This window comes from Escherichia sp. WS3063 (genome assembly GCF_046486595.1).
In the GTDB taxonomy this organism is placed as follows: domain Bacteria; phylum Pseudomonadota; class Gammaproteobacteria; order Enterobacterales; family Enterobacteriaceae; genus Escherichia; species Escherichia coli.
The window spans coordinates 43,064-61,319 of the sequence record NZ_JBJQKY010000030.1 but is presented as its reverse complement, the minus strand read 5'-3'; the positions used below and the strand labels follow the sequence as shown (position 1 = coordinate 61,319).

The 18,256-nt window shown below is 49.6% G+C and carries 23 protein-coding genes and 1 other annotated feature; of the genes, 13 read left to right on the top strand and 10 right to left on the bottom strand.

The window, feature by feature from the left end:
- The 4 genes from ACJHYW_RS21685 to pheA all read left to right on the top strand — a co-directional run.
- Window positions 1–526: transposase (locus tag ACJHYW_RS21685; RefSeq protein ID WP_410233379.1), on the top strand; the 526-nt coding region annotated here is incomplete at its 5' end.
- A 260-nt stretch (window positions 527–786) separates the two neighbouring features.
- Window positions 787–1,128, top strand: a complete 342-nt coding sequence (gene raiA / locus ACJHYW_RS21680; RefSeq protein ID WP_000178456.1) for a ribosome-associated translation inhibitor RaiA — start codon at window positions 787–789, stop codon at window positions 1,126–1,128.
- Window positions 1,129–1,230: 102 nt separating this feature from the next.
- Window positions 1,231–1,356, top strand: a sequence feature (Phe leader region).
- Window positions 1,232–1,279: a pheA operon leader peptide PheL gene (pheL, locus tag ACJHYW_RS21675; RefSeq protein WP_001386991.1), complete on the top strand. Its 48-nt coding sequence runs from the start codon at window positions 1,232–1,234 to the stop codon at window positions 1,277–1,279. (Overlaps the previous feature by 48 nt.)
- Before the next feature lie 21 nt (window positions 1,357–1,377).
- A complete protein-coding gene (gene pheA / locus ACJHYW_RS21670) occupies window positions 1,378–2,538 on the top strand; it encodes a bifunctional chorismate mutase/prephenate dehydratase (RefSeq protein WP_000200124.1) in 1,161 nt (386 codons plus the stop codon).
- A gap of 42 nt (window positions 2,539–2,580) precedes the next feature.
- Here pheA and tyrA read toward each other — a convergent pair whose 3' ends face one another.
- Together tyrA and aroF are read right to left on the bottom strand one after the other, a co-directional pair.
- A complete protein-coding gene (gene tyrA, locus ACJHYW_RS21665; protein ID WP_000225221.1) occupies window positions 2,581–3,702 on the bottom strand; it encodes a bifunctional chorismate mutase/prephenate dehydrogenase in 1,122 nt (373 codons plus the stop codon).
- 10 nt (window positions 3,703–3,712) lie between these two features.
- On the bottom strand, window positions 3,713–4,783 hold the full coding sequence (gene aroF, locus ACJHYW_RS21660; RefSeq protein ID WP_001168045.1) for a 3-deoxy-7-phosphoheptulonate synthase AroF: 1,071 nt from the start codon (window positions 4,781–4,783) through the stop codon (window positions 3,713–3,715).
- A gap of 209 nt (window positions 4,784–4,992) precedes the next feature.
- Here aroF and ACJHYW_RS21655 point away from each other — a divergent pair, with 209 nt between their 5' ends.
- The 4 genes from ACJHYW_RS21655 (at window position 4,993) to ACJHYW_RS21640 (ending at window position 7,740) form a co-directional block, all read left to right on the top strand.
- Window positions 4,993–5,358 (top strand): DUF2799 domain-containing protein, encoded by a 366-nt coding sequence (locus ACJHYW_RS21655; protein WP_001353010.1) that lies wholly within the window; start codon window positions 4,993–4,995, stop codon window positions 5,356–5,358.
- A 149-nt stretch (window positions 5,359–5,507) separates the two neighbouring features.
- Window positions 5,508–6,026: a YfiR family protein gene (locus ACJHYW_RS21650; RefSeq protein ID WP_001212385.1), complete on the top strand. Its 519-nt coding sequence runs from the start codon at window positions 5,508–5,510 to the stop codon at window positions 6,024–6,026.
- Window positions 6,016–7,242, top strand: coding sequence for a diguanylate cyclase DgcN (dgcN, locus tag ACJHYW_RS21645; RefSeq protein WP_000969022.1), 1,227 nt, complete (start codon window positions 6,016–6,018; stop codon window positions 7,240–7,242). Before ACJHYW_RS21650 ends, dgcN begins: the two co-directional genes overlap by 11 nt.
- Window positions 7,243–7,257: 15 nt before the next feature.
- Window positions 7,258–7,740 (top strand): OmpA family protein, encoded by a 483-nt coding sequence (locus ACJHYW_RS21640; protein ID WP_000589828.1) that lies wholly within the window; start codon window positions 7,258–7,260, stop codon window positions 7,738–7,740.
- A 75-nt stretch (window positions 7,741–7,815) separates the two neighbouring features.
- Here the strand turns inward: ACJHYW_RS21640 and rplS are convergent, their stop codons facing one another.
- From rplS to ffh, 5 genes are all read right to left on the bottom strand, one after another.
- Window positions 7,816–8,163, bottom strand: coding sequence for a 50S ribosomal protein L19 (gene rplS, locus ACJHYW_RS21635; RefSeq protein WP_000065253.1), 348 nt, complete (start codon window positions 8,161–8,163; stop codon window positions 7,816–7,818).
- A gap of 41 nt (window positions 8,164–8,204) precedes the next feature.
- Window positions 8,205–8,972, bottom strand: coding sequence for a tRNA (guanosine(37)-N1)-methyltransferase TrmD (trmD, locus tag ACJHYW_RS21630; RefSeq protein ID WP_000264781.1), 768 nt, complete (start codon window positions 8,970–8,972; stop codon window positions 8,205–8,207).
- A 30-nt stretch (window positions 8,973–9,002) separates the two neighbouring features.
- Complete coding sequence (rimM, locus tag ACJHYW_RS21625; RefSeq protein WP_000043335.1) at window positions 9,003–9,551, bottom strand: ribosome maturation factor RimM; 549 nt, start codon at window positions 9,549–9,551, stop codon at window positions 9,003–9,005.
- 18 nt (window positions 9,552–9,569) lie between these two features.
- On the bottom strand, window positions 9,570–9,818 hold the full coding sequence (gene rpsP, locus ACJHYW_RS21620; RefSeq protein ID WP_000256450.1) for a 30S ribosomal protein S16: 249 nt from the start codon (window positions 9,816–9,818) through the stop codon (window positions 9,570–9,572).
- Between the two features lie 136 nt (window positions 9,819–9,954).
- Window positions 9,955–11,316, bottom strand: a complete 1,362-nt coding sequence (ffh, locus tag ACJHYW_RS21615) for a signal recognition particle protein (RefSeq protein ID WP_000460035.1) — start codon at window positions 11,314–11,316, stop codon at window positions 9,955–9,957.
- Between the two features lie 166 nt (window positions 11,317–11,482).
- Here ffh and ACJHYW_RS21610 point away from each other — a divergent pair, with 166 nt between their 5' ends.
- Together ACJHYW_RS21610 and ACJHYW_RS21605 are read left to right on the top strand one after the other, a co-directional pair.
- Window positions 11,483–12,274, top strand: coding sequence for an inner membrane protein YpjD (locus ACJHYW_RS21610; RefSeq protein ID WP_001338897.1), 792 nt, complete (start codon window positions 11,483–11,485; stop codon window positions 12,272–12,274).
- 20 nt (window positions 12,275–12,294) lie between these two features.
- Complete coding sequence (locus ACJHYW_RS21605; protein WP_010723175.1) at window positions 12,295–13,581, top strand: HlyC/CorC family transporter; 1,287 nt, start codon at window positions 12,295–12,297, stop codon at window positions 13,579–13,581.
- Between the two features lie 53 nt (window positions 13,582–13,634).
- Here ACJHYW_RS21605 and grpE read toward each other — a convergent pair whose 3' ends face one another.
- Entirely contained in the window at window positions 13,635–14,228 is a 594-nt protein-coding gene (gene grpE / locus ACJHYW_RS21600) for a nucleotide exchange factor GrpE (RefSeq protein ID WP_001296310.1), read from the bottom strand.
- 122 nt (window positions 14,229–14,350) lie between these two features.
- Here grpE and nadK point away from each other — a divergent pair, with 122 nt between their 5' ends.
- From nadK to bamE, 3 genes are all read left to right on the top strand, one after another.
- Window positions 14,351–15,229 (top strand): NAD(+) kinase, encoded by an 879-nt coding sequence (gene nadK / locus ACJHYW_RS21595; RefSeq protein WP_094314816.1) that lies wholly within the window; start codon window positions 14,351–14,353, stop codon window positions 15,227–15,229.
- 85 nt (window positions 15,230–15,314) lie between these two features.
- Complete coding sequence (gene recN / locus ACJHYW_RS21590) at window positions 15,315–16,976, top strand: DNA repair protein RecN (protein ID WP_000880914.1); 1,662 nt, start codon at window positions 15,315–15,317, stop codon at window positions 16,974–16,976.
- Between the two features lie 148 nt (window positions 16,977–17,124).
- Window positions 17,125–17,466, top strand: a complete 342-nt coding sequence (gene bamE, locus ACJHYW_RS21585) for an outer membrane protein assembly factor BamE (protein ID WP_001203437.1) — start codon at window positions 17,125–17,127, stop codon at window positions 17,464–17,466.
- Between the two features lie 61 nt (window positions 17,467–17,527).
- On the opposite strand, the gene ACJHYW_RS21580 is transcribed toward bamE, so the two are convergent.
- Together ACJHYW_RS21580 and ratA are read right to left on the bottom strand one after the other, a co-directional pair.
- Window positions 17,528–17,818, bottom strand: a complete 291-nt coding sequence (locus ACJHYW_RS21580) for an RnfH family protein (RefSeq protein WP_001117840.1) — start codon at window positions 17,816–17,818, stop codon at window positions 17,528–17,530.
- The gene (gene ratA, locus ACJHYW_RS21575) at window positions 17,808–18,245 is read right to left on the bottom strand and encodes a type II toxin-antitoxin system toxin RatA (RefSeq protein ID WP_001300750.1); all 438 of its coding nucleotides are present in this window, start codon (window positions 18,243–18,245) and stop codon (window positions 17,808–17,810) included. The genes ACJHYW_RS21580 and ratA overlap by 11 nt, the downstream gene beginning before the upstream one ends.
- Window positions 18,246–18,256 lie beyond the last annotated feature (11 nt).

Here is an 18,256-nt window from a genome sequence, read left to right as displayed (position 1 = left end):
GGGAAATGAAGTGACAGCCCGCCTGCTGACCGTGACGCGCAAAGGAAAAGTCTGCCATCTGCTGACGTCGATGACGGACGCCATGCGCTTCCCCGGAGGAGAAATGGCGGATCTGTACAGTCATCGCTGGGAAATCGAACTGGGATACAGGGAGATAAAACAGACGATGCAACTGAGCAGGCTGACGCTGAGAAGTAAAAAACCGGAGCTTGTGGAGCAAGAGCTGTGGGGTGTCTTACTGGCTTATAATCTGGTGAGATATCAGATGATTAAAATGGCGGAATATCTGAAAGGTTACTGGCCGAATCAACTGAGTTTCTCAGAATCATGTGGAATGGTGATGAGAATGCTGATGACATTGCAGGGCGCTTCACCGGGACGTATACCGGAGCTGATGCGCGATCTTGCAAGTATGGGACAACTTGTGAAATTACCGACAAGAAGGGAAAGGGCCTTCCCGAGAGTGGTAAAGGAGAGGCCCTGGAAATACCCCACAGCCCCGAAAAAGAGCCAGTCAGTTGCTTAACTGACTGGCATTACAGCCCTTGAGCTGCCGTTTTTTTATTCTGTTAGTTGTGAAACTGAAGCGATTTAGTCACTATCGATCTCATCAAATATGGCTCGCTTTGAGATATTCCTCAAGTAAAAAAACACCTCTTCCTGCGATTTCTCACAAAAAAGATTCGTTGACAAAAAGTGACAAAATTATGAGATTTCCATCACACATTTTGACATCAGGAACGGTATGCTGAATTCACCAAGACGGGAAGACAAGAGGTAAAATTTATGACAATGAACATTACCAGCAAACAAATGGAAATTACTCCGGCCATCCGCCAACATGTCGCAGACCGTCTCGCCAAACTGGAAAAATGGCAAACACATCTGATTAATCCACATATCATTCTGTCCAAAGAGCCACAAGGGTTTGTTGCTGACGCCACAATCAATACACCTAACGGCGTTCTGGTTGCCAGTGGTAAACATGAAGATATGTACACCGCAATTAACGAATTGATCAACAAGCTGGAACGGCAGCTCAATAAACTGCAGCACAAAGGCGAAGCACGTCGTGCCGCAACATCGGTGAAAGACGCCAACTTCGTCGAAGAAGTTGAAGAAGAGTAGTCCTTTATATTGAGTGTATCGCCAACGCGCCTTCGGGCGCGTTTTTTGTTGACAGCGTGAAAACAGTACGGGTACTGTACTAAAGTCACTTAAGGAAACAAACATGAAACACACACCGTTTTTCTTCGCATTCTTTTTTACCTTCCCCTGAATGGGAGGCGTTTCGTCGTGTGAAACAGAATGCGAAGACGAACAATAAGGCCTCCCAAATCGGGGGGCCTTTTTTATTGATAACAAAAAGGCAACACTATGACATCGGAAAACCCGTTACTGGCGCTGCGAGAGAAAATCAGCGCGCTGGATGAAAAATTATTAGCATTACTGGCAGAGCGACGCGAACTGGCCGTCGAGGTGGGAAAAGCCAAACTGCTCTCGCATCGCCCGGTACGTGATATTGATCGTGAACGCGATTTGCTGGAAAGATTAATTACGCTCGGTAAAGCGCACCATCTGGACGCCCATTACATTACTCGCCTGTTCCAGCTCATCATTGAAGATTCCGTATTAACTCAGCAGGCTTTGCTCCAGCAACATCTCAATAAAATTAATCCGCACTCAGCACGCATCGCTTTTCTCGGCCCCAAAGGTTCTTATTCCCATCTTGCGGCGCGCCAGTATGCTGCCCGTCACTTTGAGCAATTCATTGAAAGTGGCTGCGCCAAATTTGCCGATATTTTTAATCAGGTGGAAACCGGCCAGGCCGACTATGCCGTCGTACCGATTGAAAATACCAGCTCCGGTGCCATAAACGACGTTTACGATCTGCTGCAACATACCAGTTTGTCGATTGTTGGCGAGATGACGTTAACTATCGACCATTGTTTGTTGGTCTCCGGCACTACTGATTTATCCACCATCAATACGGTCTACAGCCATCCGCAGCCATTCCAGCAATGCAGCAAATTCCTTAATCGTTATCCGCACTGGAAGATTGAATATACCGAAAGTACGTCTGCGGCAATGGAAAAGGTTGCACAGGCAAAATCACCGCATGTTGCTGCGTTGGGAAGCGAAGCTGGCGGCACTTTGTACGGTTTGCAGGTACTGGAGCGTATTGAAGCGAATCAGCGACAAAACTTCACCCGATTTGTGGTGTTGGCACGTAAAGCCATTAACGTTTCTGACCAGGTTCCGGCGAAAACGACGTTGTTAATGGCGACGGGACAACAAGCTGGTGCACTGGTTGAAGCGTTGCTGGTACTGCGCAACCACAGTCTAATTATGACCCGTCTGGAATCACGTCCGATTCACGGTAATCCGTGGGAAGAGATGTTTTATCTGGATATTCAGGCCAATCTTGAATCAGCGGAAATGCAAAAAGCATTGAAAGAGTTAGGGGAAATCACCCGTTCGATGAAGGTATTGGGCTGTTACCCAAGTGAGAACGTAGTGCCTGTTGATCCAACCTGATGAAAAAGTGCCGGATGATGTGAATCATCCGGCACTGGATTATTACTGGCGATTGTCATTCGCCTGACGCAATAACACGCGGCTTTCACTCTGAAAACGCTGTGCGTAATCGCCGAACCAGTGCTCCACCTTGCGGAAACTGTCAATAAACGCCTGCTTATCGCCCTGCTCCAGCAACTCAATCGCCTCGCCGAAACGCTTATAGTAACGTTTGATTAACGCCAGATTACGCTCTGACGACATAATAATGTCGGCATAAAGCTGCGGATCCTGAGCAAACAGTCGCCCAACCATCGCCAGTTCAAGGCGGTAAATCGGCGAAGAGAGCGCCAGAAGTTGCTCAAGCTGAACATTTTCTTCTGCCAGGTGCAGCCCATAAGCAAAAGTAGCAAAGTGGCGCAGAGCCTGAATAAACGCCATATTCTGATCGTGCTCGACAGCGCTAATACGATGCAGCCGAGCGCCCCAGACCTGAATTTGCTCCAGAAACCATTGGTATGCTTCCGGCTTACGTCCATCACACCAGACCACAACTTGCTTTGCCAGGCTACCGCTGTCCGGGCCGAACATCGGGTGTAACCCCAGCACCGGACCATCATGCGCCGCCAGCATGGCCTGTAATGGTCCATTTTTCACCGATGCCAGATCGACCAGAATACAATCTTTCGGTAAAGGCGGTAATTTGCCGATAACTTGCTCAGTAACGTGGATTGGCACACTAACAATCACCATTCCGGCATCGGCAACAATATCAGCCGCTCGATCCCAGTCATGTTGCTCCAGAATCCGCACCTGATAACCCGATAGTGTCAGCATCTTCTCGAACAGGCGTCCCATCTGACCGCCACCGCCGACGATAACCACCGGACGCAGTGACGGACAAAGCGTTTTAAATCCTTTGTCGTTTTCACTGGAGTAAGATTCACGCATCACCCGACGCAAAACATCCTCAATCAGATCTGGCGGTACACCCAGAGCTTCCGCCTCTGCACGCCGCGAGGCCAGCATAGATGCCTCGCGCTCCGGAACATAAATAGGCAGTCCAAAGCGGCTTTTCACCTCGCCAACTTCAGCAACCAGTTCCAGACGCTTCGCTAATAAATTCAGCAGCGCTTTATCGACTTCATCAATTTGATCGCGTAATGCGGTCAATTCAGCAACCATAATAAACCTCTTAAGCCACGCGAGCCGTCAGCTGCCCGTTGAGATCCTGATGAATTTCACGCAGCAAGGCATCGGTCATTTCCCAACTAATGCAGGCATCGGTGACGGATACACCGTATTTCATTTCACTGCGCGGTTGCTCGGAAGACTGATTGCCCTCGTGGATATTACTTTCAATCATCAGACCAATAATTGAGCGATTGCCATCTTTGATTTGAGCAACCACGGATTCTGCCACCGCAGGCTGACGGCGATAATCTTTATTGGAATTACCGTGGCTGCAATCTACCATCAGAGACGGGCGCAGTCCCGCCTGTTCCATCTCTTTTTCACATTGCGCAACATCCGCAGGGCTATAGTTCGGCGCTTTACCACCGCGCAGGATCACATGCCCGTCCGGATTCCCCTGAGTTTGTAGCAACGCCACCTGCCCTGCCTGGTTAATGCCAACAAAACGGTGCGGCTGGGCGGCGGCACGCATAGCGTTAATAGCCGTTGCAAGGCTGCCGTCGGTGCCGTTTTTAAAACCAACCGGCATGGAAAGCCCGGAGGCCATTTCACGGTGTGTTTGCGATTCCGTTGTACGAGCACCAATTGCTGACCAGCTAAACAGATCGCCCAGGTATTGCGGGCTATTAGGATCTAACGCTTCCGTCGCCAGTGGCAGTCCCATATTCACCAGCTCAAGCAGCAATTTACGCGCGATCTGCAGCCCGGCTTCTACATCAAAAGAGCCATCCATATGGGGATCGTTAATCAACCCTTTCCAACCGACAGTGGTACGGGGTTTTTCAAAATAGACGCGCATTACCAGATAGAGGCTATCGCTGACCTCTGCGGCAAGGGCTTTAAATCGGCGAGCATATTCCAGAGCAGTTTCCGGATCATGAATGGAACAAGGACCACATACTACCAACAGACGAGGATCGCGCCCGGCGATAATATCTGAAATGGTTTTACGCGAGTCAGCAATCTGGGCTTCCTGTTGCAGGCTTAATGGAAAAGCGGCCTTCAGTTGTTCCGGAGTCATTAAAACTTGTTCGTCGGTAATATGTACGTTATTCAGCGCGTCTTTTTGCATGATGGCGATCCTGTTTATGCTCGTTTGCGATAGTTGATCCTCAGCGAGGATGACGTAACGATAACACATAAAGTAAAGTTTTCAATCCATATTTCGTACATTTTTATTTACACAAGCAATTTATCCGCGCTTTTAACCCTTGTTTATGTATAAATAAATTTACACCGCCTTTGAAAACAATCCGCTATGCTTTGAAAAAGGAGAAAGAAATGATGAAAAAGTTTATCGCCCCCTTGTTGGCTTTACTGGTTAGCGGATGTCAGATTGATCCTTATACTCACGCGCCAACCTTGACCAGCACCGACTGGTATGATGTTGGTATGGAAGATGCGATATCGGGCAACGCCATAAAAGATGACGATGCATTTAGCGATTCACAGGCGGATCGCGGTCTATACCTTAAAGGATATGCCGAAGGACAAAAGAAAACTTGCCAGACCGATTTTACTTATGCCCGAGGACTTTCCGGTAAAAGCTTTCCTGCCAGCTGCAACAATGTTGAAAATGCCAGCCAACTGCATGAAGTATGGCAAAAAGGGGCTGATGAAAATGCCAGCACAATACGATTAAATTAATTAAACCCCCACAAATAAATTAAACATGAGATTCTACTCATTGTGTTTTATTTCTCACATTGATGACGACCGCATGAAAGAATGATATTTTAATGAGCATTCTGAAAAAATATCGATGCATTTCGAGCGAAGATGGTGAGGATCCCTGAATGCGTTTTTCTCACCGACTGTTCTTACTGCTGATTCTCCTGCTGACGGGAGCACCAATACTCGCTCAGGAACCTTCTGACGTTGCGAAAAACGTGCGTATGATGGTTTCCGGTATTGTCAGTTACACCCGCTGGCCTGCGCTATCAGGGCCACCAAAGTTATGTATCTTTTCATCTTCACATTTTAGTAACGCCCTACAAGAGAATGGCACGACATCTTTGCCTTATCTACCTGTCATCATTCACACTCAACAAGAGGCGATGATTTCAGGCTGCAATGGTTTTTATTTTGGCAACGAGTCACCGACATTCCAGATGGAATTAACCGAACATTATCCGTCAAAGGCGTTATTATTAATTGCCGAACAAAATACCGAGTGCATTATTGGTAGCGCCTTTTGTCTGATCATCCACAATAATGACGTCAGATTTGCCGTAAACCTGGATGCCTTATCGCGTAGCGGTGTAAAGGTCAACCCGGATGTCTTAATGCTCGCACGGAAGAAAAATGATGGATAACGATAATTCTCTTAATAAGCGCCCCACGTTTAAAAGAGCATTACGCAACATCAGTATGACCAGCATATTTATCACTATGATGCTGATCTGGTTGCTGCTTTCCGTGACCTCGGTGCTGACCCTGAAACAGTACGCGCAAAAAAACCTGGCACTGACAGCAGCAACAATGACTTACAGTCTGGAAGCAGCGGTCGTTTTTGCCGATGGCCCTGCAGCAACTGAAACACTGGCAGCGCTGGGGCAGCAAGGCCAATTTTCAACTGCAGAAGTGCGTGATAAGCAGCAAAATATTCTGGCATCCTGGCATTACACCCGTAAGGATCCAGGCGATACTTTCAGTAATTTCATAAGCCACTGGCTCTTCCCTGCCCCCATCATTCAGCCGATTCGTCACAATGGTGAAACCATTGGCGAAGTACGCTTAACCGCTCGCGACAGCTCGATCAGCCATTTTATCTGGTTTTCGCTCGCTGTCCTGACCGGTTGTATTCTGCTGGCATCAGGCATCGCAATTACCCTCACCCGCCATTTGCACAATGGTCTGGTTGAAGCGTTAAAAAACATCACCGATGTCGTACATGATGTGCGTTCCAACCGCAATTTTTCCCGACGAGTTTCGGAAGAACGTATCGCAGAGTTTCACCGCTTCGCTCTCGACTTCAACAGTCTGCTGGATGAAATGGAAGAGTGGCAGATTCGTTTACAGGCCAAAAATGCGCAGCTTCTACGTACCGCACTACATGACCCATTAACCGGGCTGGCTAACCGCGCAGCGTTTCGTAGCGGTATCAACACGTTGATGAACAGTTCCGATGCCCGAAAAACGTCGGCGTTACTATTTCTTGATGGCGATAATTTCAAATATATCAATGATACCTGGGGTCATGCGACGGGCGATAGAGTCTTGATTGAAATCGCAAAACGGTTAGCTGAATTTGGCGGGCTGCGACATAAAGCATACCGCCTGGGCGGCGATGAATTCGCGATGGTGCTCTATGATGTACAGTCGGAATCTGAAGTGCAGCAGATATGCTCAGCACTGACACAAATCTTTAATCGCCCGTTTGATCTTCATAATGGTCATCAGACCACCATGACATTAAGCATTGGTTACGCGATGACCATTGAGCATGCCTCTGCGGAAAAATTACAAGAGCTGGCCGATCACAATATGTATCAGGCCAAACACCAGCGTGCCGAAAAGCTGGTGAGATAACAAGGATATATCGATATGATAAAGCACCTGGTAGCACCCCTGATTTTCACCTCACTAATACTGACTGGCTGCCAGTCCCCTCAGGGAAAGTTTACTCCTGAGCAAGTCGCCGCTATGCAATCTTATGGATTTACTGAATCCGCCGGCGACTGGTCGCTGGGCTTATCAGATGCCATTCTGTTCGCAAAAAATGACTACAAATTGCTCCCGGAAAGCCAGCAACAGATCCAAACCATGGCAGCCAAATTGGCCTCGACAGGGCTAACGCATGCCCGTATGGATGGACACACCGATAACTATGGTGAAGATAGTTACAACGAAGGCTTATCATTGAAAAGGGCGAATGTCGTGGCCGATGCATGGGCTATGGGTGGACAAATTCCGCGCAGCAATCTCACCACACAGGGTTTAGGAAAAAAATATCCCATAGCCAGTAACAAGACCGCCCAGGGCCGCGCCGAGAACCGCCGCGTCGCAGTGGTGATTACTACCCCTTAAACACGAGCAAACAGATAAAAAAAGGGCCAGCCAATTGGCCAGCCCTTCTTAACAGGATGTCGCTTAAGCGAAATCTTAGTTAAGACGCTCTTTGATACGAGCAGCCTTACCAGTACGCTCACGCAGGTAGTACAGTTTAGCTTTACGAACAGCACCACGACGTTTGACAGAAATGCTGTCAACTACCGGAGAGTGAGTCTGGAAGACACGCTCAACGCCTTCGCCGTTGGAAATTTTACGAACAGTGAATGCAGAGTGCAGACCGCGGTTACGAATAGCGATAACCACGCCCTCGAATGCCTGCAGACGTTTTTTGGAACCTTCAACAACCCATACTTTCACTTCCACGGTATCACCCGGACGGAAGGAAGGTACGTCCTGCTTCATCTGCTCTTGTTCAAGTTGCTTAATAATGTTGCTCATAATTTAATCTCTTATCCTGGGTAAACTGATATCTCGGGGGCTTACGCCATCCCATCATGTTTATGTTGCTGTTGTGCGTGTTCCGTTTTGAACTCCGCCAGCAACCTTGCTTGCTCTTCAGTCAGAGCCAGGTTTTCCAGAAGTTCAGGTCTTCTAAGCCAGGTACGGCCCAGCGACTGTTTCAAACGCCAGCGACGTATCTCGGCATGGTTGCCCGACAGTAACACTGACGGAACTTCCATCCCTTCTAACACCTCAGGCCGCGTATAGTGCGGGCAATCCAGCAATCCTTCAGCAAAGGAATCTTCCGTTGCCGAAGCTTCATGTCCCAGTACTCCCGGAATAAACCGGGAAACGGAGTCAATCAGCGTCATTGCTGGTAACTCACCACCACTGAGAACGTAATCGCCGATTGACCATTCTTCGTCAATTTCGGTTTGGATCACGCGCTCATCTATACCTTCGTAGCGACCGCACACCAGAATCAATTTTTGATTCGTTGCCAGTTCGCTGACGCCCGCTTGATCAAGCTTGCGTCCCTGTGGTGAAAGATAAATCACCTTTGCGCCTTCACCCGCCGCGGCTTTTGCTGCATGAATGGCGTCCCGCAAGGGTTGCACCATCATTAACATCCCCGGTCCGCCGCCGTAAGGACGATCGTCCACGGTACGGTGCCGGTCATGCGTGAAGTCGCGAGGACTCCAGCTCTGGATGCTCAGCAGGCCATTTTTAACTGCCCGGCCAGTTACCCCGTAATCGGTAATTGCGCGGAACATTTCAGGAAACAGGCTAATTATGCCAATCCACATAGCGCCGTCTTTTACCGTTTATCCGGTGGTTTAAAAACCAGGATCCCAATCTACTTCGATTGAACGAGTAGTGAGATCGACTTTCTTGATAACCTGCCCATCGAGGAACGGTACGAGACGTTCCTTGATACCAAACGCATCTTTCAGGTTTGCCTTAATGACGAGAACGTCATTAGATCCGGTTTCCATCATATCGACGACTTTACCGAGATCGTAGCCTTCAGTGGTTACTACCTGGCAGCCCATCAGGTCTTTCCAGTAGTAGTCACCCTCTTCAAGCTGAGGCAACTGCGATGAATCCACGACAATTTCACAATTCGTCAGCAGGTTCGCCGCATCACGATCGTCAACGCCTTTCAGCTTGATGATCATGTCCTGATTGTGGTGCTTCCAGCTTTCCAGCTGGACTTGCTGCCACTGACCCGCCTTCTGGATAAACCAGGGCTGATAGTCAAAAATGCTTTCGGCGTCTTCGGTGGAAGAAAACACTCTGAGCCACCCACGAATACCGTAAGACGAACCCATTTTTCCCAAAACGATGGGATCAACAGGTGCTTGCGCGGTGAGTTGTTTGCTCATCATGACCACCGTGACAGATTAAGCTGCTTTGTTTACTTCTTTGATCAGCGCAGCAACGCGATCAGAAATAGTTGCGCCCTGGCCAACCCAGTGAGCGATGCGATCCAGATCCAGGCGAGTGCCTTCTTCTTTTTCGCTAGCGATTGGGTTGAAGAAACCAACGCGCTCGATGAAGCGACCGTTGCGTGCATTACGGCTGTCAGCGACAACAACCTGGTAGAACGGACGCTTTTTAGCGCCGTGACGTGCTAAACGAATAGTTACCATAACATCCTCTTGTGTGAATAAAACAACCGGACCCCATCGAGGAACGGAGTCCGGTGTCATATTAAAAGCCCGAAAATTTTACTGATTTCTGGAGAAAATGCAATCAGCAGTTAATAACTCTGTCGCATAAGGTCATTTAGCGACCAGGAAATCCCGGCGGCATCATCCCCTTCATGCTTCTCATCATCTTCGCCATTCCGCCCTTCTTCATTTTCTTCATCATGCGCTGCATGTCGTCGAACTGTTTCAGAAGACGGTTAACGTCCTGCACCTGCATACCGCAACCGGCGGCGATACGACGCTTACGCGAACCTTTGATGATTTCTGGCTTAGCGCGCTCTTTCATCGTCATCGAGTTGATGATGGCTTCCATACGCACCAGCACTTTATCGTCCATCTGCGACTTGACGTTATCCGGGATCTGCCCCATGCCCGGCAGTTTGCCCATCAGGCTGGCCATGCCGCCCATATTTTTCATCTGGCGCAGTTGCTCAAGGAAGTCATTGAGATCGAAGCCGTCGCCTTTTTTCAGCTTGCTGGCTAATTTCTCAGCTTGCGCGCGGTCAACTTTGCTTTCGATATCTTCGATCAGCGACAGTACGTCGCCCATGCCGAGAATACGGGAAGCGATGCGGTCCGGATGGAACGGCTCCAGCGCCTCGGTTTTCTCGCCAACACCGAGGAACTTGATCGGTTTGCCAGTGATGTGACGAATAGAGAGCGCCGCACCGCCACGAGCATCGCCGTCGACTTTAGTCAGTACCACACCGGTCAGCGGTAACGCTTCATTGAATGCTTTTGCCGTATTGGCCGCATCCTGACCAGTCATGGCATCAACCACAAACAGGGTTTCAACCGGATTAATCGATGCATGGACTTGTTTGATCTCGTCCATCATCGCTTCGTCAACGTGCAGACGACCGGCAGTATCCACCAGCAGCACGTCGTAGAATTTCAGTTTGGCTTCTTTCAGCGCCGCGTTAACGATATCTACCGGCTTCTGACCAACATCAGAAGGGAAGAAATCAACGCCCACCTGCTCTGCCAGCGTCTCAAGCTGTTTGATTGCCGCCGGACGATAAACGTCGGCAGAAACCACCAGCACTTTCTTCTTGTGCTTCTCGCGCAGGAACTTACCGAGTTTACCAACGCTGGTTGTTTTACCGGCACCTTGCAGGCCCGCCATCAGCACGACCGCAGGCGGTTGCGCAGCCAGGTTCAGGGTCTGGTTCTCTTCGCCCATCGCCGCAACCAGTTCGTTACGGACAATTTTGACGAACTCCTGCCCCGGCGTCAGGCTCTTATTAACTTCATGACCAACCGCTTTCTCTTTTACGCGATTGATAAACTCACGCACTACCGGCAGAGCGACGTCCGCCTCCAGCAGCGCCATGCGCACTTCGCGCAGCGTATCTTTTACGTTGTCTTCAGTGAGGCGTCCACGGCCACTGATATTGCGCAGCGTGCGCGACAAACGATCGGTTAAATTATCAAACATTGTCTCTCGCCTGGGGTGGAAACGGTTGGCCGCAATCGCGACACATCATCAGTATTTTGCCGCAGTATAACATGAAGGCGTCTTTGTTGTTATGCAACGGTTGGAGCAGCGTTCACCTGACGCTATACTGCTTCTCTTTCTTATTGCTCAAACTGTCGACATCACTATGCCCGTTTTTGCTCTGCTCGCGCTTGTCGCCTACTCCGTCAGTCTTGCGCTGATTGTTCCCGGTCTGCTGCAAAAAAACGGCGGCTGGCGGCGCATGGCTATTATTTCTGCGGTCATTGCGCTGGTCTGCCACGCAATCGCTCTGGAAGCCCGCATCCTGCCCGACGGTGATAGCGGACAAAACCTCAGCCTGCTGAACGTTGGTTCATTGGTCAGTTTGATGATCTGTACGGTAATGACCATTGTGGCTTCTCGCAATCGTGGCTGGTTGCTGCTACCCATTGTCTATGCCTTTGCGCTTATCAACCTGGCGCTGGCAACCTTCATGCCCAATGAATACATCACCCATCTGGAAGCTACGCCTGGGATGCTGGTGCACATTGGCTTATCGCTCTTTTCCTATGCCACGCTGATTATCGCCGCCCTGTACGCGCTGCAACTGGCGTGGATTGATTACCAACTGAAGAACAAGAAGCTGGCGTTTAACCAGGAAATGCCGCCATTGATGAGTATCGAGCGTAAAATGTTCCACATCACGCAGATTGGCGTGGTGCTGCTAACGCTCACGCTTTGCACTGGCCTGTTCTACATGCACAACTTATTTAGCATGGAAAATATCGACAAGGCCGTGCTCTCTATCGTGGCGTGGTTTGTCTATATTGTGCTGCTGTGGGGACATTATCATGAAGGATGGCGTGGACGCCGCGTCGTCTGGTTTAACGTTGCGGGTGCAGTCATCCTGACACTGGCCTACTTCGGCAGCCGAATTGTCCAGCAGTTAATCAGCTAAACCCAGAAAAGGAGTTTCCCCTGGAACACATTTCTACTACTACGTTGATCATTATTCTGATCATCATGGTGGTCATTTCAGCCTATTTTTCCGGGTCCGAAACCGGAATGATGACCCTCAACCGCTATCGTCTGCGACATATGGCGAAACAGGGTAATCGCTCGGCCAAACGCGTCGAAAAATTGCTGCGTAAGCCAGACCGCCTGATTAGCCTGGTGTTAATCGGCAATAACCTGGTCAATATTCTTGCCTCCGCGCTCGGCACTATTGTTGGGATGCGTTTGTACGGCGATGCGGGCGTGGCAATTGCAACTGGTGTGCTGACTTTTGTCGTACTGGTATTTGCTGAGGTATTGCCGAAAACCATTGCCGCGCTGTACCCGGAAAAAGTCGCTTATCCGAGTAGTTTTCTGCTGGCTCCGCTGCAAATTTTGATGATGCCGCTGGTCTGGTTGCTGAATGCTATCACCCGTATGCTGATGCGCATGATGGGTATCAAAACCGATATCGTGGTTAGCGGCTCTTTGAGCAAAGAAGAGTTGCGCACCATCGTGCACGAATCGCGCTCACAAATTTCCCGTCGCAATCAGGATATGCTGCTTTCGGTACTCGATCTGGAAAAGATGACCGTCGATGACATCATGGTGCCGCGCAGTGAAATTATCGGTATTGATATCAACGATGACTGGAAATCGATTCTGCGCCAACTCTCCCACTCACCTCACGGGCGCATCGTGCTCTACCGTGATTCGCTGGACGACGCCATCAGTATGCTGCGTGTGCGTGAAGCCTGGCGACTCATGTCGGAGAAAAAAGAGTTCACCAAAGAAACCATGCTACGCGCCGCGGACGAGATCTATTTTGTCCCGGAAGGTACGCCGCTCAGCACGCAGTTGGTGAAGTTTCAGCGCAACAAAAAGAAAGTCGGCCTGGTCGTCAACGAGTATGGAGACATTCAGGGGCTGGTGACGGTTGAAGATATTCTGGAAGAGATTGTCGGCGATTTCACTACCTCGATGTCGCCAACACTTGCCGAAGAGGTCACGCCGCAAAACGACGGTTCGGTGATTATCGATGGCACCGCCAACGTGCGAGAAATCAACAAAGCCTTTAACTGGCATCTACCTGAAGACGATGCCCGCACGGTTAATGGCGTCATTCTTGAAGCTCTGGAAGAGATCCCTGTCGCTGGCACCCGCGTGCGTATTGGCGAGTACGATATCGATATTCTCGACGTACAGGATAATATGATTAAGCAGGTAAAAGTTTTTCCTGTGAAACCGCTGCGCGAGAGTGTGGCGGAGTAAAAAAACGGCCCGGCATTCGCATGCTGGGCCGTGATTTATTACGAAAGCAGAAATTAAGCTTTTGCCTTCGCTACAGTCACCATCGCCGCACGAATCGTACGACCGTTCAGCGTATAACCTTTCTGCATAATGCCCAGTACGTTACCTGGCGCAACGTCATCAGATTCCACCATTGCGATGGCCTGATGCACATTTGGGTCCAGTGGGACGTTGGTTTCGGCGATCACTTCAACGCCAAACTTACGCACAACATCCAGCATCGACTTCAGCGTCAGCTCAATACCTTCAACCATCGCGGACATATCCGGGTTAGCTTTATCAGCCACTTCCAGCGCACGATCCAGGCTATCAATCACCGGCAGCAATTCGTTGATGAATTTCTCCAGCGCGAATTTGTGAGCTTTTTCAATATCCAGTTCAGTACGACGACGCAGGTTTTCCATTTCGGCTTTTACGCGCAAAATGCCGTCACGTTCACGGGTCTGGGCTTCAGCCAGCTGAGCTTCGAGATTCGCAATTTTTTCATCGCGCGGATCCACCTGCTCAGCAGAAGCTTCTGGCTCAACTGCCTCAATCTCTTCGTGCTGATCCATGATAATTTCTTCCGGGGCTTGCCCCTCAGGCGTTTTCTGTTCTTTACTACTCATGAATTTCTCCGCGTTTTTTTCGCATTCATCTCGCTAACTTCGCTTATTATGGGGATCAGTTTCAGGGTTTCAAGGGAAGCACTCACATTGTCATCAATCTTCGCAACAAGGACCTCGGAAAAATGAATAATCATTTCAAGTGTATTGGCATTGTGGGACACCCACGGCACCCCACTGCACTGACAACACATGAAATGCTCTACCGCTGGCTGTGCACAAAAGGTTACGAGGTCATCGTTGAGCAACAAATCGCTCACGAACTGCAACTGAAGAATGTGAAAACTGGCACGCTCGCGGAGATTGGGCAACTGGCAGATCTCGCGGTAGTCGTTGGTGGCGACGGTAATATGCTGGGCGCGGCGCGCACACTCGCCCGTTACGATATTAAAGTTATTGGAATCAACCGTGGCAACCTGGGTTTCCTGACTGACCTTGACCCCGATAACGCCCAGCAACAATTAGCCGATGTGCTGGAAGGCCACTACATCAGCGAGAAACGTTTTTTGCTGGAAGCGCAAGTTTGTCAGCAAGATTGCCAGAAACGCATCAGCACCGCGATTAACGAAGTGGTACTTCATCCTGGCAAAGTGGCGCATATGATTGAGTTCGAAGTGTATATCGACGAGATCTTTGCGTTTTCTCAGCGTTCCGATGGACTGATTATTTCGACGCCAACAGGCTCCACCGCCTATTCCCTCTCTGCGGGCGGTCCTATTCTCACACCCTCTCTGGATGCGATTACCCTGGTGCCCATGTTCCCGCATACGTTGTCAGCACGACCACTGGTCATAAACAGCAGCAGCACGATCCGTCTGCGTTTTTCGCATCGCCGTAACGACCTGGAAATCAGTTGCGACAGCCAGATAGCACTGCCGATTCAGGAAGGTGAAGATGTCCTGATTCGTCGCTGTGATTACCATCTGAATCTGATTCATCCGAAAGATTACAGTTATTTCAATACATTAAGCACCAAGCTCAGCTGGTCAAAAAAATTATTCTAATTTTACGCCAGCCTCTTTACTGTATATAAAACCAGTTTATACTGTACACAATAACAGTAATGGTTTTTCATACAGGAAAACAACTATGTTGGCACAACTGACCATCAGCAACTTTGCTATCGTTCGTGAGCTTGAGATTGATTTTCATAGCGGCATGACCGTAATAACTGGCGAGACCGGCGCGGGTAAATCTATTGCAATAGATGCCCTCGGCCTTTGTCTCGGTGGTCGCGCTGAAGCCGACATGGTGCGTACCGGCGCTGCTCGTGCCGACCTGTGCGCCCGTTTTTCTCTGAAAGATACGCCAGCGGCCCTGCGCTGGCTGGAAGAAAACCAGCTTGAAGACGGGCATGAATGTTTGCTTCGTCGCGTAATCAGCAGCGATGGTCGCTCCCGTGGTTTCATCAACGGTACAGCGGTTCCTCTGTCACAACTGCGCGAACTGGGTCAGTTGCTGATTCAGATCCATGGTCAGCACGCTCATCAATTACTCACCAAACCTGAGCACCAAAAATTCCTGCTTGATGGCTATGCCAATGAAACCTCTCTACTTCAGGAAATGACCGCACGTTATCAGTTGTGGCATCAAAGCTGCCGTGACCTCGCGCATCATCAACAGTTAAGTCAGGAACGTGCTGCCCGTGCGGAGCTGCTGCAATACCAATTAAAAGAACTTAACGAATTTAATCCGCAGCCCGGAGAGTTTGAGCAAATCGACGAAGAGTACAAACGTCTGGCGAACAGCGGTCAATTGCTGACCACCAGCCAGAATGCATTGGCATTAATGGCCGATGGTGAAGACGCAAACCTGCAAAGTCAGCTTTACACGGCTAAACAACTGGTAAGCGAATTGATTGGCATGGACAGCAAACTGTCCGGCGTACTTGATATGCTGGAAGAAGCTACCATCCAGATTGCTGAAGCCAGCGATGAACTGCGCCACTACTGCGATCGTCTGGACCTCGATCCTAACCGACTGTTTGAACTTGAACAGCGCATCTCAAAACAGATTTCGCTGGCACGTAAACATCACGTCAGCCCTGAGGCATTGCCACAGTATTACCAGTCGCTACTGGAAGAACAGCAGCAACTGGACGATCAGGCCGACTCACAAGAAACGCTCGCGCTGGCGGTAACGAAACATCATCAGCAGGCACTAGAAACCGCGAACGCATTACACCAGCAACGCCAGCACTATGCAGAAGAACTTGCACAGCTGATCACCGACAGTATGCATGCACTCTCTATGCCGCATGGGCAGTTTACGATTGATGTTAAATTTGACGAGCATCACCTGGGCGCTGACGGCGCCGATCGTATTGAATTTCGGGTAACCACCAACCCAGGTCAGCCAATGCAGCCTATTGCCAAAGTCGCATCCGGTGGTGAATTGTCACGCATCGCATTGGCAATTCAGGTCATCACGGCGCGTAAAATGGAAACCCCGGCACTGATTTTTGATGAAGTGGATGTAGGGATTAGCGGCCCAACAGCGGCAGTTGTTGGCAAACTGCTGCGTCAACTCGGCGAATCAACTCAGGTGATGTGTGTTACCCACCTGCCACAAGTCGCGGGATGTGGTCATCAACACTATTTTGTCAGCAAAGAAACCGATGGTGCGATGACAGAAACGCATATGGAGTCGCTGGACAAAAAAGCGCGGTTACAAGAGCTGGCGCGCCTGCTTGGTGGCAGTGAAGTCACACGTAACACACTGGCGAATGCGAAAGAACTGCTTGCGGCGTAAACTTTTTTCCTGCTTCACGGTCAGAGTAAACAGCAAAACGCCGTAGGACCGGAAAGCAAAAGGTTTTAAAGTGATGAAAGGTCTATTATCATCGGCATATTACAGATGAGCCACGTACTGCTCGGGCCCGAAAAGGAATCAAATCACTATGCGCTGTAAAACGCTGACTGCTGCAGCAGCAGTACTATTGATGTTGACCGCAGGCTGTTCCACTCTGGAGCGAGTGGTTTACCGTCCTGACATCAACCAGGGGAATTATCTGACCGCTAACGACGTATCCAAAATACGTGTTGGCATGACGCAACAACAAGTTGCGTACGCATTGGGTACACCGCTGATGTCCGATCCATTTGGTACGAATACCTGGTTCTATGTCTTCCGCCAGCAACCTGGTCATGAAGGTGTAACGCAGCAAACGCTGACGCTGACCTTTAACAGTAGCGGTGTGTTGACCAACATTGATAACAAACCTGCGCTGAGTGGTAACTAATAATAAAGTTGCTCTCAAAGAGGTTAAAAAAGGTGCTCAATGAGCACCTTTTTTCTGTCTGTTATTTATTCGCTGATTTTTCTGCTCGTTGCCTGCGAAGCTCTTTCGGATCGGCAATGAGAGGACGATAAATCTCCACCCGATCGCCATCATGCACCGTATCGCTCAGTTTGGCCGGACGGCTGTAAATGCCGACTTTGTTTTTAGTTAAATCGATATCGGTACGCAATTCCAGCAAGCCACTGGCGCGAATAGCTTCTTCAACCGTCGCACCCTCCTGCAGCGTCACACGCTGCAGGTACTGCTTCTCAGGTAGCGCATAAGCCACCTCAACGGCAATTTTACCTGGCACTGTAAACCTCTTTCGCACGAACCGTAAAAGCCTGGACCATATTAGCCGCCAGCTCTTTAAACACGCGACCAAAGGCGAGTTCAATCAACTTATTGGTAAACTCAAAGTCGAGATGAAACTCGATACGACACGCCTCCTGGCTCAGCGGCGTAAACTTCCATCCACCGATCAATTTCTTGAACGGCCCATCCACCAGATTCATAAGAATACTTTGGTTACTGGTCAACTGGTTGCGGGTAGTAAACGTTTTGCTGATCCCAGCCTTAGAGACATCTACCGCCGCAGTCATCTGCCCAGGAGTGGACTCCAGAATCCGACTTCCGGTACAACCCGGCAAAAACTGAGGATAAGACTGAACGTCATTCACTAACTGATACATTTGCTCCGCGCTGTAGGGTACCAGTGCGGTCCGGCTAATCTGAGGCATAACAATTTCCA